Below are 23,817 nucleotides of genomic sequence, written 5' to 3'. Positions count from 1 at the left end.
ACTCGTTGTCAGAGCTAAAAGCCAGATTATTCTGGCCGCACCAAAGCAGAACCCTGGTGTCGACGACCCGAACCATTCTCATCTGTTCTGGCAAGGGCGGTGTCGGAAAAACAACGACCACGGCAAACCTTGGTATCGCCCTTGCCCGCCAGGGCGCCAAGACTGTGGTTCTTGACGCGGACTTCGGTCTTAGGAACCTCGATCTGCTGCTGGGCCTGGAGAACCGCATCGTCTACACCGCCCAGGAGGTGCTTGCGGAGACCTGCCGGCTTGAGCAAGCCCTGGTGAAACACAAGCAAGAGCCCAATCTGGCCCTGCTCCCTGCAGGCAACCCTCGGATGCTCGAGTGGCTCAAGCCCAAGGACATGCAGGCCATCGTTGCTCTGCTGGAACGCCAGTTCGATTACGTGTTGATCGACTGCCCTGCAGGCATCGAAGACGGATTCAAAAATGCCGCGGCCGCAGCCCGAGAAGCTGTGGTGATCACCACCCCGGAAGTGGCCGCCGTGCGGGACGCTGATCGGGTGATCGGGCTTCTGAACACCCAGGGCGTGCAGCCGGTGCAGCTTGTGCTCAACAGGGTGCGCCCAAAGATGATGTCGAACCAGGAAATGCTTTCGGTGGACGATGTCACCGACATTCTGGCGTTACCTCTTCTGGGGCTTGTTTTTGAAGACGAACAGGTAATCGTGAGCACCAACCGCGGTGAACCCTTGACCCTGAGTGATTCGTCTTCCCCAGCGGCCCAGGCCTACGGCAACATCGCTCAACGGCTTCAGGGCGAAGACATTCCTCTGATGGACCCCTCCCAGGCCCGCCGCGGCCTCCGCGCCAGGATGCGCAAGCTGATGCAAACCCGGATTTTCTGAGGCGATGACAGTCAAGGAATTCATCGACAAACTCCTGCGCCGTCAGCCCGCCAGTGCAGAAACAGCCAAAGAGCGGCTCCAGTTGGTGCTGGCCCACGACCGCAGCGACCTCAATCCGGAGCTGCTCGAACAAATGCGCCGCGAGATCCTCGAAGTGGTGGCCCGCTACGTGGAAATCGACCTCGCGGAAGGTGATGTGAGCCTCGAGACGGAAGACCGCGTCACCGCCCTGGTGGCCAACCTGCCGATCCGTCGCCCGATCGCCCAACCAGCGAAGGTGGAACCCTCTGAGCAGCAACCTGCTCAAGCTTGAAACCTCGGATCCTGAATCTCTTCACCCCCGCTGAACAGCGGGTGGTGCTGTTGTTGCTCGAAGGCCTCAACAACCGAGCCATTGCCAAGCGATTGGTGATCAGTCATCGCACCGTTGAGTGTCATATCAGCAGGGCACTCCGGAAGAGCGGTTGTCGCAATCGACTCGAGCTGGTGCTTGGGCTGATCAGGGATGGAGACCCTGCATTGAATCGCCAGGCAGCCGGTACGATGCAGCCCATGCCGGCTTAGCTCAGCGGTAGAGCAGCGCTTTTGTAAAGCGAAGGTCATCGGTTCAAATCCGTTAGCCGGCTTGATCTGGATCAGGGCGACGGGCTGCGGTCCGATTCACCCGCCAGCAGCCAGATGAAGAACAACCCCAACAGCCAGGGGAGAAGATTCAGTTGAAGGGTCCAGGTGAAGACAGCTTCCAGGGGCTCCAGCACCCAATGAAGCAAGGCCATCACCAGCAGGCAAAGCCCAACAAGCGAGATCACTCGAGCACCTCAACCCCTGCCGGAATCACAGCACCACGTCGCACCATGCGCCAGCGTCCGTCCTCGACCCAGACCAACACCGTGCTGGCCTGGCCCGAGGGTTGAGGCCAGGGCTGCGGACCCAGCTGAGCGACATCAGGGAAAACCAACGACGCCTCTGCTGCGGTCATGCTCGCAGGTTCTCCGGAACGATTGGCACTGGTCGTGGCCAATGGCCCGCTGATCTGAAGCAGAGCACGGGTCTGCTCACAGGCCGGAATGCGGCAGCCCAACGTTGTGCCACCTGGATTGAGATACCGGCCAGCTCCGCCATCACGGGCAGGCACCACCAGGGTGAGCGCTCCAGGCCAATTGCGATCAGCCAAGGCTTCAACCTCCCGATGGCACGGAACCGCAACCTCGTGGAGCAAGTCGTTCACTGATGCCCCCATCAAGATGAGGGGCTTGTCCGCCGGTCGGCGTTTCAGGCGCCAGAGAGTCTGGGCGTGATCGGGAAGCACCGCCAGTCCCGGCAGGGTGTCGGTGGGAATGACTGCCGCTTCGCCGGCACGAAGCCGCATGGCCAGATCAGTGGCGGCCAGAACCGGAACGGGCATGAATCCTTCCTTCATCGCAAGGGTTGCATCAGCTTGATGCGGCAGGTTTGCGAGCAAGCGCAAAGCGAAGGGTCCCCTCAAGATCAGCGGCCGCGCTGACCTCCACCAAGCCGGCATCCCGCAGCAGCTGGGTCACCTGAGCGCTCTGGTCGTGATGGTGTTCGAGCAGAAGCCAGCCACCAGGCGACAGCCCTGTTGGTGCTCCATTCACCACGGCCCGGATGGCATCCAAGCCATCCGGGCCACCACGCAACGCCATATGCGGTTCATGGTCACGAACCACAGACTCAAGACCGTCAACCACAGCACTGGGGATGTACGGAGGATTGCTGACCACAAGATCCAGGCTCCCCCACCAAACCTTTAGAGGAGTCCACCACGAACCGAGGTGCAACGAACAGTTGTGATGCGGGGCGCAACGTTCAAGGTTGCGTTCTGCCAGACGCAAGGCATCTGGACTGAGGTCGACGCCATGCCCCGGTGACGTCGGCCAGGCGCGGGCTAAACCCACAGCGATGGCCCCTGAGCCGGTGCCGAGGTCAGCCCAACAGGCAGGGGGAGTGGCGTTGAACTGGCCCAGGGCCAGATCCACCAGCAGTTCCGTTTCCTGCCGGGGAATCAATGCGGCAGGCGACGACTCAAGCAGCAAATCCCGCCAGGGACAGAGCCCCACCAAGTGCTGCAGGGGAACATCCCTGTGAAGGTGGCACTCCCACAGATCAGAAAGCGCCTCAAGGGACTGCTCCAGGGCGACGGTGCGCGTGGGATCCAACAACAGTCTTTGCAGGCTGGCCCAACGAACGCCACCGGCCAGATCAAGCAACCAATCGAGATCAGCCGCGGTGCCACCCCGGGCGAGTTGTTGACGCCGCCACTGCAACACATCAGTGCCGGCCACGGTTTTGCAGTCTGTCAAGGCCGAGGCTTGCGCCAATGCAATCCAGACTCACACAGCAGTTCGCCCTGACACTCAAGGGCCAAAAGCTGCGGGGCCAGCTCAGCAGGGGAGCACTGCAAACGCAGCAACAGCTGATCAAAGGTCGCCCCCGAGCCGATGGCCTCCATCACGCGTTGATGCTTACCGCGTGAATCCTCTGGCTTCAACGGGCCATCACCAAGAGAGGCAAACAACTCCTCGGGGTGGATCAAGGCAGTCGCACCATCCCGAAGCAGGGCATTGCTGCCCCGACAAGACCAACGGCGGGCATCACCAGGAACCACCCACACCGGGCACTGCATCCGGCTCGCCCAGCGGGCCGAAATCAGTGCTCCGCTGCGTTGCGGACACTCCACCACTACAAGCGCTTGGGCAAAGGCCACCAACCAACGATTCCGCGCCGCGAAGTGCCCTGGATGCACGCGACAGCCGGACCGGTTTGGGCTCACCAACAGTCCTTGCCTGCCGACCTGCTGTTGCAACGATCGGTGGTGGGCTGGATAGACACGATCCAAGGGTGTCCCCAACACCGCGATGGGTGCACCGTTTCTGGCCAAACAGCCGCGATGGGCTGCAGCATCAATCCCTTCCGCAAGACCACTAAGAACGGGCCAACCCGCCTCGGCCAAAGCGCGGCCCAGTTCTTCAGCCATCGCAAGGCCATGGTCCGAGGCGGAGCGGGTGCCCACCACCGCGATGGCGGTTCGGGCATTCAAATAACGAAGCAGCGATCGATCCCCTTCGACGTACAACCCGGAAGGGGGTGAGTTCACACCGTCCAAGCTGCATGGCCAGGCAGAGTCACCCGGCAGAAGAGCACAGGCAGGAACATCAAAGACGGGCTCAGTTCCCCGCTCCCGCCGGTAACGATCCACGGCGTCCAGACAGTGCGCCGGCCAAGCCAGCGCCTGGCCAAGGCGTTCGATCGGCCAACCCCAAAGCTGATCAGGGCCGATGGCTTGATCGCGGCAAAGCCCGCGCAGATCGGCCATGCGTGCGTTGCCCAAGCCAGGGCAACAGGTCCAGAGCCACCACCATCCGCGCACCAGCACCAAGTAAGTACGCTTGTACTAACACAGCGTCGACGCCTCGGAGGTTGATTCAAAGCGCTTGGCGCACCAGCTGATCCATCACCTCCTTCAGCTGCGCCGGCACGCGCCTGAGCACACGCCCCCCACGCACCATCACCAGATTCACCGACGCCTCCGCAACCACCGCGTCTCCGCAGACAAAGCGAGAGATCCATGGCCAGCGCACCCCCTGCTGACCAGGGCATCGGCTTTCAACACACACCTGGTCGCCGTGCCGAAGCGGCTGGCGGTAATCCAAGTGAAGGGACACCACTGGCATATCGACACCCATCGCAGTCATGGCGGCATAGCCCAGGCCAGCAGCCTGGAGGGCCTCCACCCTGGCTTCCTCCAGCCACTGCACATAGGCCCCATGCCACATCACACCGGCGTAATCGGTGTGCTGCGGGAGCACACGCTTGGTCAGGGTGTACATGATCCGCGTAACGCTGTGACATCAGCTTGTCTCCACGGAGGAAACCACCCATAGGCTTTCGCAAAGGCTGCTTCATCTCCCTGTGTTCAGGAACCTTCTGATTGCCGACTCGGGCAAGGGTCACGTCGAAGAAATGATCCGGATGCTCCAGGACATTCCCAGCCTGAAAGCAGCAAAGATCAATTTGCTGCACGTGGTCTCGGAACAGAGCAAGTCGCAATCCGACGGCCATCGCGACGAAGCAGAGAACCTCTTGAACAGTGCGATCACCCGCATGGGGATCAGCCCCTCAAGCGTGAGCACCTTGATTCGCGAGGGCGACACCAAGCAGACCGTTCTCAAGGTTGCCGATGAGGTTCAGGCTGACCTGATTGTGATGGGATCCCGCGGACTGGGACGCCTTCAGTCGATTCTTGCCAACAGCACCAGCCAGTACGTTTTTCAACTGTCCACGCGGCCGATGCTGCTGGTGCGGGACGACCTCTACGTCAAACACGTCAACCGCGTGATGGTGACGATCGACGGAACAGGCGTGGGGGACGACGCCTTGCGCACGGCTTGCGAACTGGTGCGTGAAATCCCCGGCGGAACCCTCACCGGCGTTCATGTCGTTCGCCAGGAATCAGCACCCTCTCGGGGAGGCCGGACAAAAGCGGACGAGGTTCTCGACGCCGCTGTTCAGCGAGCCAGGAGCTTCGGCGTTGAGATGAAAGCCATTCACACCGAAGGTAAAGACATCGGTCGCAGCGTTTGCCTGGCTGCATCTGAGTGCAACGCCGACCTTGTGGTCATCGCCTCCCAAGACCGACGGCCTCTTGTCGCCAGAGGGCTGGTGGATTTGGACAAGCTGCTTGGCGGATCAGTCAGCGACTACATCCGTGTACACGCACCAGCCCCTGTGCTGCTGGTGCGTGAGCCTGAACAAGGCTGAATCAAGCCTCGCTGTTCTGCGTGCCGATGTAGAGCACGATCAGGAAGATCGCCGGAACCAGAATGAACAGGAGACTGGCGACGAATCCGAGATCGTTGGTTTCCATGGCCGTTAGAGGGATCCAGGCGAAGGTATCACCGACAAGAGGTCTGAGGAGCGACTCCCCTAGGCCTCGTCACCGGCGGTAGCAGCCTTGGCACCCGGGGCATCCCCATCGGCCACATCCTGATCCTCCTCATCGAGCTCACTCACCGGGGGCGCTGGCCATGCCGTGGGCCCAGCCGGTAGCGGCGCCTGCCTGGCCGCAGCCAATCTCGAATCAGAATTAGCGAGCCTCACCTGAGGCCGGGTCAGCACCATGACGGACTTCTCCACAAGGGCCTGGCATGCCAAACGCCACTCCTGGGGTCGGCGGCGCAGCTTGTTGTCTTCGACAGCGGTACGTGCCGTCAGCGCATCCGTGTTGTCTTCATCGACCACGGAGACAAAACACGTGATGCATTGGCCACAGCCACCGCAGTTGCCCAACTGCCCCTTCAAGCCGTAGAGCTCGATGCCCTCGCGCCGGGCCACCTCACGCAAATTTTCGCCGGGATAACACTCCACATCACGCCCTTCGCGAACAAACCGGATAACGGGCATGAGCTCACAAGCAACCAATCCCCATCATGGGCCGAAGCGTTGCGTTTTGTGAACAGCACAGCCCTGACTTTCCTGTCACTGACCGTTGCGGGCAGGTCACTTTTTTCCCGCCGCATGGTCTGAAGCCCTTACGATCGCCCATGTCTGACTGCATATGCAGTCTTGTCCCCCGAACCTGACCCATGGGATTGCCCTGGTATCGGGTGCACACCGTCGTCATTAATGACCCGGGCCGCCTTTTGGCTGTGCACCTCATGCATACAGCCCTCGTAGCCGGCTGGGCCGGCTCCATGGCTCTCTACGAGCTGGCCATTTTCGATCCGTCCGACCCTGTCCTGAATCCCATGTGGCGTCAGGGCATGTTTGTGATGCCTTTCATGTCGCGCCTTGGCGTGACCGGCAGCTGGGGTGGATGGAGCATCACCGGCGAAACGGGTGTTGATCCCGGTTTCTGGAGTTTCGAGGGCGTCGCTGCCGCTCACATTGTTTTCTCCGGCCTGATGATGCTGGCCGCCATCTGGCATTGGACTTATTGGGACCTTGAGATCTGGCAGGACCCCCGCACGGGCGAGCCCGCCCTCGACCTGCCGAAGATCTTCGGCATTCACCTGCTGCTTGCTGGCCTCGGCTGTTTCGGCTTCGGCGCTTTCCATCTGACTGGCGTCTTCGGGCCTGGCATGTGGATCTCTGACCCCTATGCGCTGACTGGTCACCTAGAGGCCGTTCAACCGTCTTGGGGACCTGAAGGCTTCAACCCTTTCAACCCCGGTGGCATCGTTGCCCACCACATTGCTGCAGGCATCGTCGGCATCATTGCCGGCATTTTCCACATCACCACGCGTCCGCCCGAGCGTCTCTACAAAGCCCTTCGGATGGGCAACATCGAGACCGTTCTGGCAAGCGCAATCGCAGCCGTGTTCTTCGCCGCCTTCATCGTGGCCGGAACCATGTGGTATGGCTCTGCAGCAACCCCCGTGGAGCTGTTTGGCCCCACCCGTTATCAGTGGGATCAGAGCTACTTCAAAACTGAAATCAACCGTCGCGTGCAAACCGCGATGGACGATGGAGCAACCCAGGAAGAAGCCTTCGAGGCCATCCCTGAGAAGCTGGCCTTCTATGACTACGTCGGCAATAGCCCTGCCAAGGGCGGCCTGTTCCGCGTGGGTCCGATGGTGAATGGCGATGGTTTGGCAACCGCTTGGGTTGGCCACATCGCATTCAGCGATAAAGAAGGTCGCAATCTTGAAGTTCGTCGCCTGCCTAACTTCTTCGAGAACTTCCCCGTGGTTCTGCAAGATGAGCAGGGCATTGTTCGTGCCGACATTCCCTACCGTCGTGCGGAGGCCAAGTTCTCCTTCGAACAACAGGGCGTGACCGCCAAGGTGTTCGGTGGTGCACTCGATGGCCAGACCTTCACCGACCCTGCCGACGTGAAGCGTCTTGCACGCAAAGCTCAGCTTGGTGAAGCCTTCGACTTCGACCGTGAGACCTACAACTCTGACGGTACGTTCCGCAGCTCGCCGCGCGGCTGGTTCACCTTCGGCCATGCCACCTTCGCGCTGCTGTTCTTCTTCGGCCACATCTGGCACGGTGCCCGCACCCTGTATCGCGATGTGTTCGCTGGTATTGATCCCGACCTCGGAGATCAGGTGGAGTTTGGCCTCTTCGCCAAGCTCGGTGACAAATCCACCCGTCGCCTGCCCGAGGGCTACGTTCCCCCCGCTGGAACCCCCCTCAACTGATCGCCCTACAGGAACAACACGATGGAAAGCTTCGCTTACGTCCTCATCCTTACCCTCGCGATTGCCACTCTCTTCTTCGCAATCGCCTTCCGCGATCCGCCGAAAATCGGTAAGTGATTTGATCCCCCAAAACCCCGCCGAGGCGGGGTTTTTTCATGCTTTCCATCACCCACCGTCGCAAGCCGGTCTCGCCCGCACGAGCAGATCACAGCAGTCTCAAGTCAGCATCAGCCGTCGGCGGATTCCTCAAATGAGACTGATGTCCACGAGGCCCTTCTCAAGTCTCAAATCACTGTCTACAGTTGGTGCAACTTATTGATGCCCTCGGGGATGCAGTGCCCCTCCTGCCAAAACACAGATAGTCGCGTTCTCGAATCCAGGGCAGCGGACGGTGGACGCAGCGTGAGACGACGGCGTGAATGCCTCAACTGTGAATTCCGCTTCACCACCTACGAGCGGGTGGAAACCGTTCCGATCACGGTGATCAAACGCAACGGCAACCGAGAAATCTTCAGTCGCAGCAAGTTGCTGCATGGCTTGAATCGAGCTTGCGAAAAAACGGGATTGGACACCTCTCGGCTCGAATCCCTCGTGGAAGACCTCGAACTGCAACTCCAGCAACGCGCCGGCAAGGAAGTGAGCAGCACTGAGATCGGTGAATTCGTGCTGCGTGATCTCAAGCAGATCAGCGAAGTGGCCTACATCCGATTCGCATCCGTCTATCGACAGTTCCGTGGCATTGATGACTTCGTGTCGACCCTGGAAACACTGAACGCCGATCAGGAACAGAACCATTTGGCCACTGTGCGCTGAATCTGTGAGGTGAATCAGTGCTTTGAACCATTGCGCTGAATCGCTGCGCTGAAGCCGTCGGTCCGGTCTGTAAAGTCAGTAATTCTCCGTGAAACGTCGGCGGGCGTTCCATGCGATTTTCTCGAACTACCCACCTGAGGTAGACCGCCAGCCCCCCATGTCTGCGACTCCGACAGAAGAACAGATCCAGGATCAAGTTCAGGACGCGAACGCCACAGAAGCCTCTGTAGAAACCGCCGCCGCTGAACAGGCGTTTGAGGGTGAGGACCTGAGCATTCCTGAAGACGTCCCCACCGCGGATGATCCAAGCAGCCGCGCTGCCAGCCGCAACCTGGACGACGCCGGATTCACCCTGGATGAGTTCGCGGCTCTCCTCAGCAAGTACGACTACAACTTCAAGCCTGGCGACATCGTTAACGGCACGGTCTTCGCCCTGGAATCGAAGGGCGCCATGATCGACATCGGCGCCAAGACGGCTGCCTTCATGCCTCTGCAAGAGGTGTCGATCAACCGGGTCGAGGGTCTGAGCGACGTGCTTGCCCCCGGCGAGATCCGTGAGTTCTTCATCATGAGTGAGGAGAACGAGGATGGTCAGCTGGCGCTGTCGATCCGTCGGATCGAATACCAGCGGGCATGGGAGCGGGTCCGCCAGCTCCAGAAGGAAGACGCCACCATCTACTCCGAGGTGTTCGCCACCAACCGTGGTGGTGCCCTGGTGCGCGTGGAAGGTCTGCGGGGCTTCATCCCCGGATCCCACATCAGCACCCGCAAGCCGAAGGAAGAACTGGTTGCCGACTTCCTGCCTCTGAAATTCCTCGAGGTGGACGAAGAGCGCAACCGCCTGGTTCTCAGCCATCGCCGCGCCCTGGTGGAGCGGAAGATGAATCGCCTGGAAGTGGGCGAAGTTGTGGTGGGTACCGTCCGCGGCATCAAGCCCTACGGCGCCTTCATCGACATCGGTGGTGTCAGCGGTCTGCTGCACATTTCCGAGATCAGTCACGAGCACATCGAGACCCCCCACTCGGTGCTGAACGTGAATGATCAGATGAAAGTGATGATCATCGATCTAGATGCCGAGCGCGGCCGGATTTCCCTGTCCACGAAGGCTCTTGAGCCCGAACCCGGCGACATGCTCACCGACCCCCAGAAGGTGTTCGAGAAGGCCGAGGAAATGGCAGCTCGCTACAAGCAGATGCTGATGGAGCAGGCCGAAGAGGGCGAAGATCCGATCAACTCCATGATGATCTGAGCCTGATGGCCCAACTGCTGCTGAAGGGACATCCCATCGGCAATTTCCAAGGGGTGCTGTTCGATAAGGACGGCACCCTTTCCCATAGCGAGCCGCATCTGCTGGCCTTGGCAGACGCACGCATCAACAAAGCCATCGAGATTGCGCGGGAACAAGCCCCTGCGCTGCAGGCCTCTGAACTAAGAGAAACCCTGCGCAGAGCGACCGGTGTTGATAACGGCATGCTCGATCCGGGCGGAACCCTGGCGGTTGCCTCACGGCAAGACAACATCGCCTCGACCGCAACGGTGTTGTGTCTACTGGGCTGTTCATGGCCCCAGGCCCTGGCCCTGGCCCATGCCTGCTTCGACGCAGTTGATCAGGACGGCCTGATCGACACAACCCCAAGCCCGTTGATCAACGGTGCAGGACAGCTGCTGCGGGATCTGCACGAGCAGGGTGTGACCGCTGCTGTGATCAGCAACGACACCCGATCCGGCATTGAAGACTTCCTGACCCACCATCAGCTCAGCGCAGGCGTTGCCGGCATCTGGAGTGCTGACGACCATCCGCGCAAACCCGATCCACAAGCCGTCCTGGAGCTGTGCGACAGGCTTGGCCTGCCACCCCAACGATGTGCCTTGGTTGGTGATGCGGAGACCGACCTTCAGATGGCCCTGGAGGCCGGCATCGGCGGCGTGATCGGATTCACCGGTGGCTGGAGTCGTCCGCCGGAACTGCCATCAGCACAACATCTGCTCCACGGCTGGGACGACCTCGCCCTCAGGACAGCCACGTAAAGTCGCGCCATCTGGAGCGCCGAATGAGCCGTTACGTCTTTACGTCCGAGTCCGTCACTGAAGGGCATCCCGACAAGATCTGCGACCAGGTGAGCGACGCCGTTCTCGATGCTCTGCTTGCCCAGGATCCCGCCAGCCGCGTGGCCTGCGAGACCGTGGTGAACACAGGCCTCTGCATGATCACCGGTGAGGTGACCTCCAAAGCGCAGGTGGATTTCATCCACCTGGTGCGCAATGTGATCAAGGAGATCGGTTACAGCGGCGCCCGGGCCGGAGGCTTCGATGCCAACAGCTGTGCGGTGCTGGTGGCTCTCGACCAGCAGTCCCCCGACATCGCCCAGGGCGTTAACGAGGCCGACGACCACGCCGGTGATCCTTTGGATCTAGTGGGTGCCGGCGACCAAGGAATCATGTTCGGCTACGCCTGCAACGAGACGCCCGAGCTGATGCCGTTGCCGATCAGCCTGGCCCACCGGCTGTCGCGCCGACTGGCCGAAGTGCGCCACAACGGAACCCTGGGTTACCTGCTTCCCGATGGCAAAACCCAGGTGAGCGTCGTCTATGAAAACGACAAGCCCGTCTCGATCGACACGATCCTGATCTCAACCCAGCACACCGCGGAAGTGGATGGGATGAGTGATGAGCAGGGCATCCGCGAGCGCATCACCGAAGACCTCTGGACCCATGTGGTGGTGCCGGCGACTGCCGATCTGGCCCTCAAGCCCTCCCGCGAGGCCACCAAGTATCTGGTGAACCCAACCGGCAAGTTCGTGGTGGGCGGCCCCCAGGGCGATGCGGGCCTCACCGGCCGCAAGATCATCGTGGACACCTATGGCGGCTATGCCCGCCACGGCGGTGGTGCCTTCTCCGGCAAGGACCCCACCAAGGTGGACCGCTCGGCCGCCTATGCAGCGCGCTACGTGGCCAAGTGCCTCGTGGCCGCAGGGCTCGCCGAACGGGCTGAAGTGCAGCTGAGCTACGCCATCGGCGTGGCCAAGCCCGTGTCGATCCTGGTGGAATCCTTCGGCACCAGCGCACTGGCCAACGATGCCCTCACGGCCTTAGTGCAGGAGCACTTCGATCTGCGCCCCGGCGCCATCATCGAGACCTTCGGTTTGCGCAACCTGCCCCAGCAACGAGGTGGCCGTTTCTATCAGGACACTGCCGCTTACGGCCATTTCGGACGCAATGACCTCAACGCACCCTGGGAAGACGTGACAGAGAAAAGCCAGGAGCTGAAGCAGGTCGCCGCGGCCTGAAGCCATGACGGATTCGCCGCTGGTGCTCGGAATCGACCTGGGCACCAGCGGAATCCGCACAGCCGTTGTGGCCGGCAATGGCGTGCTGCTCGACAGCAGATCCCAGGCCTACGGCGGAGACTTCTCCAACTCCAACAGCTGGCGCGAAGGCTGTGGGGATCTGATCAAGGCAATCCCAGCCCAACTGCGATCCCAGCTGAGGGCGCTCGCCGTGGATGGCACCTCCGGCACGCTGCTGGCTTGTGATCGCGATGGTCGCCCACTGGGGGAGGCACTGCCCTATTCCCAGAGCTGCCCTGAGATGGAGTCAGCCCTGCAGCCTCTGGTGGATCCCAGGAGCCCGGCCGCCAGCTGCAGCGGCAGCCTGGCCAGGGCCTTGCAACTCCTCCAGCGCCATGGAGAGAAGGTCCTGCTGCGGCATCAGGCGGACTGGATAAGCGGATGGCTGCTGAACGATTGGCGCTGGGGGGAAGAAGGCAACAACCTGCGGCTGGGTTGGGAACTGATCACCAACAGCTGGCCAGCCCGCTTTGCCGAGCAGCCCTGGCGGCAGGCACTGCCCGAGATCTGTCCCAGCGGCAGCATTCTCGGGACGATCGCGCCGGAGAGGGCCGAGGCCTTGGGCCTGGCGGACGATCTGATCATCGTGGCCGGAACCACCGATTCCAATGCCGCCGTACTCGCCGCCGATCCCGGTCCAGGGGATGGGATCACCGTGCTGGGGACCACGCTTGTGATGAAGTGCTTCACCGAGACGCCCCTGCAAGCCCCTGGCGTCACCAGCCATCGCGTGGGTGGACGCTGGCTCTGTGGAGGCGCCTCCAATGCAGGGGCCGGGGTGCTGCGGCGTTTCTACAGCGACGACCAGCTCAGCGAACTGAGCCGCCAGATCAACCCGGATACCGACAGCGGACTCCGCCTGCGGCCGCTGCCCGCCCCGGGGGAACGTTTCCCTGTGGATGATCCAGAGCTGCTGCCGGTGCTGGAGCCACGCCCGGTGAGTGATGCCCTCTACCTGCATGGATTGCTCGAAGGCCTCGCCGAGATCGAAGCGCAGGGTTGGCAACGCCTGAACGAGCTGGGGGCTTCCAGTCCCCGGCGAATCATCAGCATCGGCGGTGGAGCGCGCAATCCCCAATGGAGACGGCTGCGAGAACGGCGTCTTGGCTGCCCTGTAACGAGTTGCCAATCACCCCCCGCTGCAGGGGTGGCGCGACTGGCCCAACAGGCCCTGGTCGGGTGAGAATTCCGGCATCACGCCCAACCCCCATGCCCACCAATCTCCGCGATGTTCTGGCCATTGGCCTTTTCGTCGTGCTGGCCGGGTATGTGGGCTTCAGTGGTATCCGCCTGGGTCTTTTGTTGATCGAACGATTCGCTTGAGCCGATCACTGCAAAGATTGCATTCACCCGTTTAATCCCGATGCCTGCAGACCCCCTCACTGATGCCGTCAGCACACGGATCTGCAAACACATGAACGACGACCATGCCGAGGCGGTGCTCGCCTACGCCAAGCACTATGGCGGCGTCAGCAATCCCGCTACAGCACGCATGGTGTCTGTGAAAGCGGAAACAATGGAACTGGAGGTGGATGGCGCGAGCGTCAGCATCGCCTTCGATCACACCCTCACCGACAGCGAAGACGCCCACCGCACCTTGGTGGCCATGCTCCGGGCGATGCCCAAAGAAGGAGCCTGATCTCGGACCGATTCGGCCCAGCAGTGGAACCCTCGTCGCAACGATCGACCTGCTGTGCATAGCGCGCTCCTGGCCTTTGCCCAAACACTGCTGATCGAGCCCCGCTGCCCGATCTGTGATGGACCCTGGGACAGCCCACTGCCGCCGACGGCTCCCTGCAGCACGTGCCTCGACAGACTGGCTCTCCAGGGGCTCAAGGGCTTGCTGCCATTGCCTTGGAGCGCCCTCGGGCCTTACGCAGGCCCGCTGCGCAAGCTGCTGCTCCAGGTGCGTCAGCCGCGCCAAGGCAAAGCGCTTGCGGCCTTGGTTCAGCTGCTATCGGAGCGTTTACCCCTGCCTGCAACAGCAGTGCTGGTGCCGATTCCAAGCTGGAAGCGGCAACGATCCAACCCCCTGCCGCAGCAGATCGCCCTGGGATTGGGCCGACCGACGGCAGCCCTGCTGCACCGCACTCGTGCAGGGCTAAGCCAACACCATCTCAACAAAACCCAACGCCAGACCAACCTGATTGGTGCGTTCCAAGCCAGCCCCCTCAACAAACAAAGAGCCCTCAGCTCGGTCTGGCTCGTGGACGACATCCTCACAACCGGGTCCACCGCATTGGCTGCCCGTCAGGCCCTTGAAGAGGCTGGTCATCGCGTGGCTGGATTGATCTGCCTGGGACGAACACCCGCCAGAGAGCGCAGGCGGTGATTTAAGATTCCAGAGTCGCTTCTGCGGCGCGCCGGGATAGCTCAGTTGGTAGAGCAGGCGACTGAAAATCGCCGTGTCCCCAGTTCAAATCTGGGTCCTGGCATCACATCGATGCCAAAACTGCCGTGTCATTCATCTCTCCAGATGCAGGCACAGATCGCCTTTTCGATAACGCAGACAGCTTCGCCATGGTGTTTGACCGCACCTGGAAGCAACTGCGAGGCATCAGCAAGCCTGAGCTCAGCCAGGAGGAGCATCTCGAAGCCGTGCTCGAGGCGATGGCCGATCACCCCTTTCTGATCAGTTCCCCCGACATGGCACGCCAGGTGGCCGCTTTCCGGATTCGGCTGCTGGAGCTGGCCTGATCAGGCGGAGAGCAGATCGATCTGGGGATCATCCACATATTCCGTGTCATCGCTGAGAGCCTCGTCACTGAAGGTCTCGTCCTCGACGCGGTCGTCGTCCATCTCCATCTCAGGGGCTGCTGAGATCTCTTGATCATCCGCTGCTGAAGCATCCTCAGCATGGGAATCAGCATGGAGCGCCACGACCTCGCCTGGGGTCAGACGGTCCCGAAGCATCCGCACCTTCTCTTCGCTGGCCAGGAGCAGTTCACCGGCGTCATCACTGACCGCCGCGATTTCTGCATCCACCAGCTGCTGGCCCTCAATGTCGGCCAACCGCATTTCCAGTTCCATCAAACGATCCGCCAGCGTTTCCACCACTTCGCTGAGGCTGAGCAGATGGGTGCACAGCTGTTGCTCGAACGCGGTGCGCGGGGAGGTGGTAGTCACCGGGCTGGCCTCGTGTTGAGAAATTTCGCTGATGGTATCGATGCTGTGCTTCTTGTCCACGGCCCTGGGAAAAACCACGACTGGCCTACATTCCCGAGGGCTTTCGAGCGATTGAAGAGATGTCCAGGCTGAAGACAGGGCTGAAGGTCAGCGCCTGGGTCGCCATCTTCATTGTTGCCGTCGTTTATTTGCAGCGATACGGCATTGCACCGCTGCAGAGTGCCGTGAATGACATGGGCATCTGGGCCCCACTCGGCCTGTTCCTGCTGCGGGGAGTGAGCATCATCCTGCCGGCGTTGCCGAGTTCGGTGTATTCCCTGCTGGCCGGCTCGCTGCTGGGCTTCAAAGCGGGATATCTCACGATCATCCTGTCGGACCTGGTGTTCTGCAGTGCGGCCTTCTTCATCGCGCGCCGCTGGGGACGCGAACCGGTGAGCCGTCTGGTGGGGGCCAGCGCAATGAAACGCATCGATGGCTTCAGCAAGAACCAGCTGGAAGGCAACTTCTTTTTGATGACTGGCCTGCTGATGACCGGGCTGTTTGATTTCCTCAGCTATGCCATCGGGATCAGCCGCACCCACTGGCGTCTCTTTGCTCCAGCCCTACTGATCAGCGTGCTGATCAGCGATTCGATCCTCGTGGCTGTCGGCGCAGGTGCCGCTCAAGGCGCCAGCCTCACCCTGGGAGTGGCACTGCTCGCCATGTTTGCTCTAGCCACCATCACAGGTCTGCTGAAAAAAAAATCCTCAGAGGTGCCCACCGACAACCACTCCTGACAGGATCCTTCGTGGGATGACAGCAGATCCATGTCGATTCCCACGAACCGCTGACTGGGCCGAGGAAATTCCTGGACACTGGTTACATTCGAGTTGATCGGCGTTTCTTGATGAGCGCACTAGCAGATCCGAGAATTGCGGTCCTGCAGAACCAGGCCGGCAGCAGCGGTGAGCTGGATTTACCGGTGGGAGACGGCTGTTTTCGGATCAACCTCCGTGACGAAAACATCTCGCTCTGGCAAGAGACATTTGATCAACACACCACGGCGGCCAATCTTCTGCTGGCTTGCGAAGAAAGCAATGGGGATCTGAAGGACACCCGCCTGACCTGGGTGGTTGGATCTGCCATCCGCACAGCGACCGCCTCCAGCCCAGATGCCGTCGGCCTGCTGTTGTCGCAATTGGGCATACCGGCAGAGCTCACTGAAGCAGCCATCACCCGCTGCCCTGGGCTGGGGGACGACCTTGTCTGGGCTTTTTACCTGGAACGCCACGGCTGGCTGATCGCCACACCGGTGGCCAGCATCACACCTTGAATCTTCAAAACACCGACTTCAAGACCCTGGTGCAGACCGCACAGGTTCAAGGACTGAGCATCAACAAAGATTTGCCGCAACCAACGCGCAGCATTCTTGAGCGTGCTGATCAAGCCCAACGGCAGCTCACGACCGATGAGCTGGCCACGATCTGCCAGGTCTCCGGCATGGATGAATCGCTCCCCGGCAGCCTGATCCATCGGTCGGATCAACTGGTGAACCAAGCTCGGGAACATCTGCTTAAAACCCAGCCGCATCTGGTTCAACCAGGCGGGGCTCTTCACCCGCAGGAGCGGGCAGAGGCCTGCTGGCGCGACTGCTGGAACTTTCTACGCGTGATCACCTACGCGGTGGCCTGCAACCACAGCTGCTTTACAAACCCGAGTGGTATGGCCGCCCTGCGGGAGCTGTACAAGCGAATGAGCGTGCCCATCGAGGGGATGAACATCGCCCTCTTCCAGCTCAAAGCTCTTGCCCTGGAGGAGGTCTCGCGATCGAACGACCGGCAGCTAATCCAAGACTGCTTCCAGCACCTGCAGGACGAACTCAACAAATCTGCAGTTAAGAGCTGATAAGAGGCTTGCCTGAAAACGGCTTGTTCAAGGGAAGATTTCCACCAAGTATTTCTACTCACGGCTCACGCCATGGCCATCCCGCTCCTTGGGTACCCGCTCAGCACGCAGAACGGTCGGGTGAGCAATCTCGCCGGCGACAACAGCACCGTTCAAAGCCAGCTCTATCCCTCCTCCGCTTCAGGGGACGACACGACCCGCAGCGACATGGATGCCGTCATCGAACAGGCCTACCGCCAGGTCTTCTTCCATGCGATGCGCAGTGATCGCGACCCGTTCCTGGAATCACAACTCCGCAGCGGCAACATCACGGTGCGGGATTTCATCCGTGGCCTGCTGCTGTCGGAACGCTTCCAGCAGGGCTACTACCAGTGCAGCTCGAATTACCGGATGGTGGATCAGGTGGTGGGACGCGTCCTCGGCCGGCCGACCCATGGCGACGCCGAACGCCGGACCTGGTCGATCGTGATCGGCGAAAAGGGTTTCACAGCCTTTGTGGATGCTGTGCTCGATAGTCCTGAATACATGGAGAGCTTCGGCTACGACCTGGTTCCTCAGCAACGTTCACGCGTTCTGCCGGGTCGATCCCTTGGTGAGACCCCGATCTACCAGCAATTCCCGCGCTATGGCGCCGACTGGCGCGACTCACTGCAGGATCGCGCTCCCAGCGAGCAGGCCGCTCAGATGCAGCAGCTTGAGATGTCGTCGGCCTGGGTCAATGGCCAACCTCCCACTTTCGCCCTCAAGCTCTGGCTGGGCCTGGCGGTTGTCGGCGGATTCGAGCTGGGCCGTGTGCTCCTTACCATCGCCTTCTCGATGCTTCGCAGCTGATTTCCTTGACGGCGCTCTCCAACCCCCTGAATCTGGACACTTGGCAGCCTCCGGAACAGACCCTGGCCTCAGGGTCCCGGGATGGCGGAGTTGATGCCCGGGGCGCCGACTGGAGTGGTGTGACTGTTGAAGGCGGCGACCTGCGGGGCGCCAATCTCTGTCGCGTTGATCTCAGGGGGACCGACCTCTCCAGCTGTCAGCTAGAGGGAGCCGACCTGCGCCTGGCCCGCTACGACGCGAGCACCCGTGTGCCCGATGGGTTTGATCTGTTCAGCAGCGGAGCCGTTGGCCCCAAAGCAAAGCTGAGTGGCGTGTTCTTGAACAGCACCGACCTACGCGGCATGGATCTTCGCGGCGCCGTGCTGATGGGGGCCTATCTCAGCGGAGCTGATCTGAGTGGCGCCCTGCTGGACAACGTTCGCCTGGTGGGATCGGATCTTCGCCACGCGATCCTGCGCGGCGCCATGTGCCGTGGGACCCGCTTTGGCACGTGTCAACTGGATTTCGCCGACTTTCGCGGCGCCCACCTCTCCGAGGCAGGCCTGGACAGCGCGGAATCGATTAAAGGAGCCGATTTCTCGCTCACCACAGGGCTGAACGAGCAGCGTGATGCGCTCTTGGCCCGCCCCTTCGAAGAACTCGACTGCTGGAACCCGCTGACGCGGAGCACGACCCGCGACAGCCTCGAATCCCTGTCATGACAAGCATTACACCGATCCTCCACCGGGACACCGGGAGCAGAATCGTCATGTCACGCAACATTCGGACACATTTGATTGAGCTTTATAAAGAACCCGCTCCAGGCCACCACTTCTGAATGACCATGGCGTGACGAACACGTCAGCTTGTCCATGCCATTCGGTCCTGCCTCTCTTCTCGGGGTCGAGCGTTTCTCGCAAGAGAGCGAAGCTCCTCTTGAACTCATTCCTGGTGATGACGACGCCAAGAAGGAACAAATCATCCGCGCCGTCTACAAGCAGGTGCTGGGCAATGCTTATGTGATGGAGAGCGAGCGGCAGCTCGTCGCTGAGTCCCAGTTCAAGCTTGGCGAAATCAGCGTGAGAGAGCTGGTGCGCCGCATCGCCAAGAGCGAGCTCTACCGCGATCGCTTCTTCGACGCCTGCTCCCGCTACCGCTACATCGAGCTGGCCTTCCGCCATCTGCTGGGACGCGCCCCCGTCGACTTCAACGAGATGCGCGCCCACGCCGAGCGGCTCGACAGCCACGGCTACGAAGCCGACATCGACAGCTTCTTGGATTGCGCCGACTACCAAGACACGTTCGGCGAATGGACCGTTCCCTTCCAGCGGGGCTGGAAGACCGAATCCTGCACCACCCTGCAGGAGTTCACCTGGAGCTTCCAACTCCTGCGGGGCAACAGCAGCAGCAGCCTGAAAGGCGATCTTTCCGGCATCAGCAGCAAGCTCGGTGGCAACGCCTACCAGAACCGTCCGATGGCGGTTGTTCCCCCCTCCTCCACCGAAGCCACCGGCTGGAGCTTCCGTCCCTCCAAGAACCTGCAGGACGCCCCCACCCGCCATGGTGTGGGTGCCGGCGAACAAGGCAAGACCTACCGGGTGGAAGTCACCGGGTACAGCGCTAACAACGTGCGCCGGATCTCCCGCTACACCCGCTCCAACCGGGTGTACTTCGTGCCCTTCGACAAGCTCTCTGAGCAGTTCAAGCGCATCCATGCCGAAGGAGGCAAGATCGCCAGCATCACGCCCGTGAACTGACGCTGCTTCCTGTTCAGCAGGCGGCTCCCAGGGCGTTCGCGCATGACGCCAGCACACCGCCTCTGAATTCGAACTCTTTCCGCAACACCTTTCCTCCCCTCACCTCCCCCCTCCCATGTCTGCCTCACAAGGCTTCGGCGCCGCTTCCCTCAACGATGCTCCCGTCTCCTTCAGCCGGACCCGCAACGCAGCGGCTAAAGCGGCCCTGAGCAACGGCGAATTCCTTCGCCAATCCTGCGCTTCGATGAAGATCGCCATTGGGCCCCGCAATCATGAGGATTGCCCCCATGGCGTGACCGCTCAGCGCTATGCACCGGACGACTCCGCAGCCCTGGCCACAGCCATCAGTGCTGCCTACCGCCAGGTGTTTGGCAACGCCCATGTGATGGACAACGAGCGTTCCGCTGAGCTGGAAGCCCGTTACGGCAATGGCGAGCTGACCACACGCGATTTTGTTCGCGGTCTAGCCAAAACCTCCTTCTACAAAGCACGCTTTTTCGAGGCTGTTGCGCCTCAGCGCGGCATCGAACTGAACCTCAAGCACCTGCTGGGCCGGCCGCCCGTTGATCACGCTGAGATGTCGGCGCACATTGCATTGCTGGCGAGCGGTGGCCACGATGCCGTGATCGATTTCATCGTCGATGGAGCTGAATACGCCGAAGTATTTGGTGACGACGTGGTGCCTTACACCCGCTCCTTCACGTCCGCCGCTGGAATCCCCAACAACAGCTTCGCCCGCATGGCGACGCTCGAACGCGGCTTCGCCATTAGCGACAGCGCCATCGGCAGCCGCAGCCAGCTGGCCAATGCTTTGGCACGCAACACCACGGCCTACATCCAGCTGCCCTCCGGAGCCAGCTTCACCGGCGGAGCTCAATCCAGCGGCCTCGGCACCACAGCCCAATTCGCTTCCAAGAAGCGCGCCAGCAGCGATGGTGGAGATTCCACCCCGATCCGCAACGACGCCTACGTAGGTTTCGGCCTGGGACAGCGGGAACAGGAAGTGTTCCAACGCTGCCCGGGAGACACTGCCGATCAGATCAATGGTCTGATTCGTGCCACCTACCGCCAAGTGATGGGCAACCCTCATCTGATGGAGTCGGAGCGGGCGATGTCGGCTGAAAGCCGTTACGCCGAGGGCTATCTGAGCACCAGAGAATTGGTGCGCGCCATCGCTCTCTCCCCCGAGTACAGCCGCCGTTTCTTTGAAACGAATGCCCCTTACCGCTTCGTTGAGCTCAACTTCAAGCACTTCCTGGGCCGGGCACCCAAGTCTCAGGCGGAACTGAGTGAGCACATCCAGATCCTGGCCAAGGACGGCTACGAAGCTGAGATCAACAGCTACCTCGACAGCGCTGAGTACCAGAACACCTTCGGTGAAGACACGGTGCCCTACATGCGCATCCTCAGCGAACAAGGCCGAGCTCAGGTGGCCTTCAACCGCCACCTCTCGCTGGCCGAAGGCTTCGCAGCCAGCGACTCCGTTCTCAACAGCGCATCCCTGGTCACTTCCGTGGCCACCAACTCCGTCCCCAGTGGCTGGAGAACCACCACGACCCGGACCAACCGGAACGGTGCTGTGGCCGGATCTCCTGCCGCCACCACGAAGCGCTTCCGCATCGTGGTTCAGGCTCAGCCGCGCGGCGGACGCCAGCGCACACCGAATGCGAGTTACCTCGTCTCCGGTAAGGACATGAGCAGCCAGATGAAGTACATCCACGCCCGCGGCGGCCGGATCGTCTCCATCACCGAAGTGATGTGATCGCGCGGGTCATCACGACCCGCTTCACACCACCCCTTCCCTCAAGGGGCCCATCACCCTCACTCCGGTGCCGGCCCCTTTCGACGCACCTCCCCTCAAACCATGACCACTGCCACCCTGGCCACACCCGCAAACCAAGATCGCAGCCACGCTGAAGACATCATTCGTGCCGTGTACCGGCAGGTCTTCGGCAATCGCCACCTGATGGAGCTGGACGTTCAGCCCTCCATCGAAGCTCTCTTCATCAACGGCGACCTCACTGTTCAGGGTCTGGTCACAGCACTGGCTCAGTCGGAGAGCTACCGCCGCCTGTTCCTCGAGACGAACAACCCCTACCGCTTCGTTGAACTCAACTTCAAGCACCTGCTGGGCCGTCCTCCCCGGGATCAGGCTGAAGTCAGCGAGCACGTGCGTCGCCTTGCCGACGAAGGTTTCGAAGCCGAAATCGCCAGCTACACCTACAGCGACGAGTATCTGAACAACTTCGGGATCGACAGCGTTCCCTACGCGCGCACCCAAACGAGCGTGGACGGCGAAAGCACCGTGGCTTACCAGCGAAACCAGGCCATGGATCCTGGCTTCGCTGGCTTCGATGCCGATCAAGGTTCTGTGCTGCAGGTAAGCCTGGCCTCCAATTCGAATCCCACGGCAGCTGGCACCAGAAAAGTGGTTGGCGGCGGCAACCGCTTCACGGTCCTGTGGACGTCCCGCGTTCAACTGGGTACCGTTCGTCGCTCCGCCCAGCGATCAGTGGTGAGCTACTCCTCTCTGTCCCGGACCATTCAGAGCATCCAGGCTCAGGGCGGGAACATTCTTTCTATTGCGAACGCTTAATCCTTGTGCTGATCCGGCCCTTGAGGCCGGATCAGTCAGTCATGATTGGTACCTGAAACTTTTGGACCCAATCGGTGAATCCAGGGAGGTTGTGTCTCCTGAAACCGCCAGCTTTTGAATCATGCCCATCCTTCGTCAACCCACCAACAGCCAGCCGGGATCGAATCAGGGCTTTCAGTCTTCTGTGTCCTCCGTTCCTGTTGCCATGTCGATGATGATCGACTCCATGGTGAACATGGTGCAGAACAGCCGACCTGATCTGAAGGCTGAGACCGACTCCGGTACCAAATGAACATCGAGCAATTTGTTGCTCAAAGCGAGGGAACGTGGCGATCGATGCGATCCGGCCACTCCCTCGCTTTTCAGCAATTTGAAGAGGTCCTCAGTGAAGTTCAAATATCACGTATCGACGCTTCCGATAGAGAGATCAACGACTTGATTCAATCGTCGAGCCTGAATGAAAGATCAGAGGTTTCGGCACCCTTTCGAATGACCTGGGCCGCCGAAAGTGATTGGGAACCTGATGATCCCAATGAGGTGTCATCAGGTGCATGTCTGATTGTGCCCATCCCAAGCGACGACACCAAAGGAGTTCTGCTTCGGAGCGTTGGTTATGCAGAAGCAGCGCCAGCTGAATCCAACTACAGCTTTCTCAACGACGGAACATTTCTGCTCACCACGCAATACGAGCAATCGATTGCCGAAGAACGCATCTGGTTTGTCTCGGAGCATGTTCGCTGCCGCTCCTCCGTGCTTCGCACATCGGCTGGATCAGGCGTGTTGCAAACATCCTTTGCCTCTGAAGTGCGGCGTCTGAGCAGCTGATCCCACGCCAATGTCAGACAACAACGAGGCTCTACTCCTCTTCGCCAAGACGCTCGCAGGGCATTACAGCAATCTCCAACAGTCTCAGGAGAATCCCAAGGATTTCGCTCACATCAATATCTTTTTTCGCCCGCTTCCCTGGGATGTTCTGAAAGCACCTGGATTTTATTCGGAGCAAAGTTATGACCATGATCCTTGGCGGCCCTACCGCCAAGGCATTCACCGCTTGCTCCCCGCCGAGGGTGATGTTTTTATCGTTGAAAACTACGGATTTGCGGATCCCATCCGGCTTGCGGGTGCAGGCCAACGCCCTGAACTCCTCAACAGCCTCAAGCCTGAGTCCCTGAAACCACGTTGTGGCTGTGGGATGCACTTCCGCGAGGTTGAATCCGGTCGATACCTTGGTGAAGTTGAGCCCGGCAAGAACTGCATGGTTCCCCGGGATGGCCAGCTGACGTATTTGGTCAGCGAAGTGGATGTCAACGCCACAGACTGGATCAGTCGCGATCGGGGCTTTGACCCCGACACTGATGAGCAGCGCTGGGGCTCCGAACACGGACCGCTGCGGTTCAAACGTGTGGCTCACCTCGGTAACGAGCTGGACCAGAACTGGCTCCAGTGGTGAGC

33 protein-coding genes and 2 tRNA genes are annotated in these 23,817 nt (G+C 60.8%); 27 read left to right on the top strand and 8 right to left on the bottom strand.

What is annotated here, in order from left to right:
* The first annotated feature begins 56 nt into the window (after nt 1-56).
* From minD to FZZ90_RS11145, 4 genes are all read left to right on the top strand, one after another.
* Complete coding sequence (gene minD, locus FZZ90_RS11160; protein ID WP_006849989.1) at nt 57-869, top strand: septum site-determining protein MinD; 813 nt, start codon at nt 57-59, stop codon at nt 867-869.
* Nucleotides 870-873: 4 nt separating this feature from the next.
* Complete coding sequence (gene minE / locus FZZ90_RS11155; protein WP_226401990.1) at nt 874-1,182, top strand: cell division topological specificity factor MinE; 309 nt, start codon at nt 874-876, stop codon at nt 1,180-1,182.
* The gene (locus FZZ90_RS11150; RefSeq protein WP_370631059.1) at nt 1,179-1,433 is read left to right on the top strand and encodes a helix-turn-helix transcriptional regulator; all 255 of its coding nucleotides are present in this window, start codon (nt 1,179-1,181) and stop codon (nt 1,431-1,433) included. The genes minE and FZZ90_RS11150 overlap by 4 nt, the downstream gene beginning before the upstream one ends.
* Nucleotides 1,424-1,495, top strand: a tRNA-Thr gene (locus FZZ90_RS11145). The genes FZZ90_RS11150 and FZZ90_RS11145 overlap by 10 nt, the downstream gene beginning before the upstream one ends.
* A gap of 9 nt (nt 1,496-1,504) precedes the next feature.
* On the opposite strand, the gene FZZ90_RS11140 is transcribed toward FZZ90_RS11145, so the two are convergent.
* The 5 genes from FZZ90_RS11140 to FZZ90_RS11120 are packed head-to-tail and all read right to left on the bottom strand — an operon-like array spanning nt 1,505 to nt 4,717.
* Nucleotides 1,505-1,678 (bottom strand): hypothetical protein, encoded by a 174-nt coding sequence (locus tag FZZ90_RS11140; protein ID WP_226425858.1) that lies wholly within the window; start codon nt 1,676-1,678, stop codon nt 1,505-1,507.
* Nucleotides 1,675-2,274 (bottom strand): L-threonylcarbamoyladenylate synthase, encoded by a 600-nt coding sequence (locus FZZ90_RS11135; RefSeq protein WP_226425857.1) that lies wholly within the window; start codon nt 2,272-2,274, stop codon nt 1,675-1,677. Before FZZ90_RS11135 ends, FZZ90_RS11140 begins: the two co-directional genes overlap by 4 nt.
* Before the next feature lie 28 nt (nt 2,275-2,302).
* Nucleotides 2,303-3,208, bottom strand: coding sequence for a peptide chain release factor N(5)-glutamine methyltransferase (gene prmC, locus FZZ90_RS11130; RefSeq protein WP_226425856.1), 906 nt, complete (start codon nt 3,206-3,208; stop codon nt 2,303-2,305).
* Entirely contained in the window at nt 3,187-4,263 is a 1,077-nt protein-coding gene (locus tag FZZ90_RS11125; RefSeq protein WP_370631058.1) for a DNA-processing protein DprA, read from the bottom strand. Before FZZ90_RS11125 ends, prmC begins: the two co-directional genes overlap by 22 nt.
* Before the next feature lie 49 nt (nt 4,264-4,312).
* Nucleotides 4,313-4,717 (bottom strand): thioesterase family protein, encoded by a 405-nt coding sequence (locus tag FZZ90_RS11120; RefSeq protein ID WP_226425855.1) that lies wholly within the window; start codon nt 4,715-4,717, stop codon nt 4,313-4,315.
* 82 nt (nt 4,718-4,799) lie between these two features.
* Here FZZ90_RS11120 and FZZ90_RS11115 point away from each other — a divergent pair, with 82 nt between their 5' ends.
* The gene (locus tag FZZ90_RS11115; protein ID WP_226425854.1) at nt 4,800-5,648 is read left to right on the top strand and encodes a universal stress protein; all 849 of its coding nucleotides are present in this window, start codon (nt 4,800-4,802) and stop codon (nt 5,646-5,648) included.
* Nucleotide 5,649: 1 nt separating this feature from the next.
* Here the strand turns inward: FZZ90_RS11115 and psbM are convergent, their stop codons facing one another.
* Both psbM and FZZ90_RS11105 read right to left on the bottom strand, forming a co-directional pair.
* Nucleotides 5,650-5,754: a photosystem II reaction center protein PsbM gene (gene psbM / locus FZZ90_RS11110; RefSeq protein WP_226401997.1), complete on the bottom strand. Its 105-nt coding sequence runs from the start codon at nt 5,752-5,754 to the stop codon at nt 5,650-5,652.
* 59 nt (nt 5,755-5,813) lie between these two features.
* Nucleotides 5,814-6,290 carry a 2Fe-2S iron-sulfur cluster-binding protein gene (locus FZZ90_RS11105; RefSeq protein WP_226425853.1) on the bottom strand — a complete coding sequence of 159 codons (477 nt, stop codon included), beginning with the start codon at nt 6,288-6,290 and terminating at the stop codon, nt 5,814-5,816.
* Between the two features lie 182 nt (nt 6,291-6,472).
* Here FZZ90_RS11105 and psbB point away from each other — a divergent pair, with 182 nt between their 5' ends.
* The 11 genes from psbB to FZZ90_RS11050 all read left to right on the top strand — a co-directional run bounded on the left by psbB (nt 6,473) and on the right by FZZ90_RS11050 (nt 14,889).
* Nucleotides 6,473-8,032 (top strand): photosystem II chlorophyll-binding protein CP47, encoded by a 1,560-nt coding sequence (psbB, locus tag FZZ90_RS11100; RefSeq protein ID WP_226425852.1) that lies wholly within the window; start codon nt 6,473-6,475, stop codon nt 8,030-8,032.
* Between the two features lie 21 nt (nt 8,033-8,053).
* Nucleotides 8,054-8,149 carry a photosystem II reaction center protein T gene (locus FZZ90_RS11095; RefSeq protein ID WP_011128841.1) on the top strand — a complete coding sequence of 32 codons (96 nt, stop codon included), beginning with the start codon at nt 8,054-8,056 and terminating at the stop codon, nt 8,147-8,149.
* Between the two features lie 213 nt (nt 8,150-8,362).
* A complete protein-coding gene (nrdR, locus tag FZZ90_RS11090; protein ID WP_226425851.1) occupies nt 8,363-8,845 on the top strand; it encodes a transcriptional regulator NrdR in 483 nt (160 codons plus the stop codon).
* A gap of 157 nt (nt 8,846-9,002) precedes the next feature.
* On the top strand, nt 9,003-10,094 hold the full coding sequence (locus tag FZZ90_RS11085; RefSeq protein ID WP_226425850.1) for a 30S ribosomal protein S1: 1,092 nt from the start codon (nt 9,003-9,005) through the stop codon (nt 10,092-10,094).
* A gap of 5 nt (nt 10,095-10,099) precedes the next feature.
* Nucleotides 10,100-10,873, top strand: a complete 774-nt coding sequence (locus FZZ90_RS11080; protein ID WP_226425849.1) for an HAD family hydrolase — start codon at nt 10,100-10,102, stop codon at nt 10,871-10,873.
* Between the two features lie 23 nt (nt 10,874-10,896).
* Nucleotides 10,897-12,132: a methionine adenosyltransferase gene (gene metK, locus FZZ90_RS11075; protein ID WP_226425848.1), complete on the top strand. Its 1,236-nt coding sequence runs from the start codon at nt 10,897-10,899 to the stop codon at nt 12,130-12,132.
* Nucleotides 12,133-12,136: 4 nt separating this feature from the next.
* Nucleotides 12,137-13,375, top strand: a complete 1,239-nt coding sequence (locus FZZ90_RS11070) for an FGGY-family carbohydrate kinase (protein ID WP_226425847.1) — start codon at nt 12,137-12,139, stop codon at nt 13,373-13,375.
* Nucleotides 13,376-13,555: 180 nt separating this feature from the next.
* On the top strand, nt 13,556-13,831 hold the full coding sequence (locus FZZ90_RS11065; RefSeq protein WP_226425846.1) for a DUF2470 domain-containing protein: 276 nt from the start codon (nt 13,556-13,558) through the stop codon (nt 13,829-13,831).
* A gap of 54 nt (nt 13,832-13,885) precedes the next feature.
* Nucleotides 13,886-14,524, top strand: a complete 639-nt coding sequence (locus FZZ90_RS11060; RefSeq protein WP_226425845.1) for a ComF family protein — start codon at nt 13,886-13,888, stop codon at nt 14,522-14,524.
* A gap of 30 nt (nt 14,525-14,554) precedes the next feature.
* Nucleotides 14,555-14,627: transfer RNA gene (locus FZZ90_RS11055), tRNA-Phe, on the top strand.
* A gap of 22 nt (nt 14,628-14,649) precedes the next feature.
* Complete coding sequence (locus tag FZZ90_RS11050; RefSeq protein WP_226425844.1) at nt 14,650-14,889, top strand: hypothetical protein; 240 nt, start codon at nt 14,650-14,652, stop codon at nt 14,887-14,889.
* Here the strand turns inward: FZZ90_RS11050 and FZZ90_RS11045 are convergent, their stop codons facing one another.
* Nucleotides 14,890-15,318, bottom strand: a complete 429-nt coding sequence (locus FZZ90_RS11045; protein WP_226425843.1) for a hypothetical protein — start codon at nt 15,316-15,318, stop codon at nt 14,890-14,892.
* Between the two features lie 119 nt (nt 15,319-15,437).
* Here FZZ90_RS11045 and FZZ90_RS11040 point away from each other — a divergent pair, with 119 nt between their 5' ends.
* From FZZ90_RS11040 to FZZ90_RS10990, 11 genes are all read left to right on the top strand, one after another.
* The gene (locus FZZ90_RS11040) at nt 15,438-16,094 is read left to right on the top strand and encodes a TVP38/TMEM64 family protein (protein WP_226425842.1); all 657 of its coding nucleotides are present in this window, start codon (nt 15,438-15,440) and stop codon (nt 16,092-16,094) included.
* 110 nt (nt 16,095-16,204) lie between these two features.
* The gene (locus tag FZZ90_RS11035) at nt 16,205-16,630 is read left to right on the top strand and encodes a hypothetical protein (protein WP_226425841.1); all 426 of its coding nucleotides are present in this window, start codon (nt 16,205-16,207) and stop codon (nt 16,628-16,630) included.
* Nucleotides 16,627-17,202: a phycobilisome polypeptide gene (locus FZZ90_RS11030; protein ID WP_226425840.1), complete on the top strand. Its 576-nt coding sequence runs from the start codon at nt 16,627-16,629 to the stop codon at nt 17,200-17,202. The genes FZZ90_RS11035 and FZZ90_RS11030 overlap by 4 nt, the downstream gene beginning before the upstream one ends.
* 72 nt (nt 17,203-17,274) lie before the next feature.
* Entirely contained in the window at nt 17,275-18,033 is a 759-nt protein-coding gene (locus tag FZZ90_RS11025; protein WP_226425839.1) for a phycobilisome rod-core linker polypeptide, read from the top strand.
* Nucleotides 18,034-18,038: 5 nt separating this feature from the next.
* Complete coding sequence (locus FZZ90_RS11020; protein ID WP_370631056.1) at nt 18,039-18,734, top strand: pentapeptide repeat-containing protein; 696 nt, start codon at nt 18,039-18,041, stop codon at nt 18,732-18,734.
* Nucleotides 18,735-18,884: 150 nt separating this feature from the next.
* Nucleotides 18,885-19,769, top strand: coding sequence for a phycobilisome linker polypeptide (locus tag FZZ90_RS11015; protein WP_226425838.1), 885 nt, complete (start codon nt 18,885-18,887; stop codon nt 19,767-19,769).
* Nucleotides 19,770-19,884: 115 nt separating this feature from the next.
* Nucleotides 19,885-21,531, top strand: a complete 1,647-nt coding sequence (locus tag FZZ90_RS11010; protein ID WP_226425837.1) for a phycobilisome rod-core linker polypeptide — start codon at nt 19,885-19,887, stop codon at nt 21,529-21,531.
* Nucleotides 21,532-21,633: 102 nt separating this feature from the next.
* The gene (locus tag FZZ90_RS11005; protein ID WP_226425836.1) at nt 21,634-22,365 is read left to right on the top strand and encodes a phycobilisome rod-core linker polypeptide; all 732 of its coding nucleotides are present in this window, start codon (nt 21,634-21,636) and stop codon (nt 22,363-22,365) included.
* A 121-nt stretch (nt 22,366-22,486) separates the two neighbouring features.
* Nucleotides 22,487-22,657, top strand: a complete 171-nt coding sequence (locus tag FZZ90_RS11000) for a hypothetical protein (RefSeq protein WP_226425835.1) — start codon at nt 22,487-22,489, stop codon at nt 22,655-22,657.
* Nucleotides 22,654-23,190, top strand: coding sequence for a phycobiliprotein lyase (locus tag FZZ90_RS10995; protein WP_226425834.1), 537 nt, complete (start codon nt 22,654-22,656; stop codon nt 23,188-23,190). The genes FZZ90_RS11000 and FZZ90_RS10995 overlap by 4 nt, the downstream gene beginning before the upstream one ends.
* A 10-nt stretch (nt 23,191-23,200) precedes the next feature.
* Nucleotides 23,201-23,815 carry a chromophore lyase CpcT/CpeT gene (locus FZZ90_RS10990; RefSeq protein WP_226425833.1) on the top strand — a complete coding sequence of 205 codons (615 nt, stop codon included), beginning with the start codon at nt 23,201-23,203 and terminating at the stop codon, nt 23,813-23,815.
* Nucleotides 23,816-23,817: the final 2 nt, after the last annotated feature.

The organism is Synechococcus sp. MU1617, from assembly GCF_020514235.1.
Classification (GTDB): domain Bacteria; phylum Cyanobacteriota; class Cyanobacteriia; order PCC-6307; family Cyanobiaceae; genus Parasynechococcus.
The sequence above is the reverse complement of the archived record's forward strand: the minus strand, read 5'-3'. Positions and strand labels throughout refer to the sequence as shown.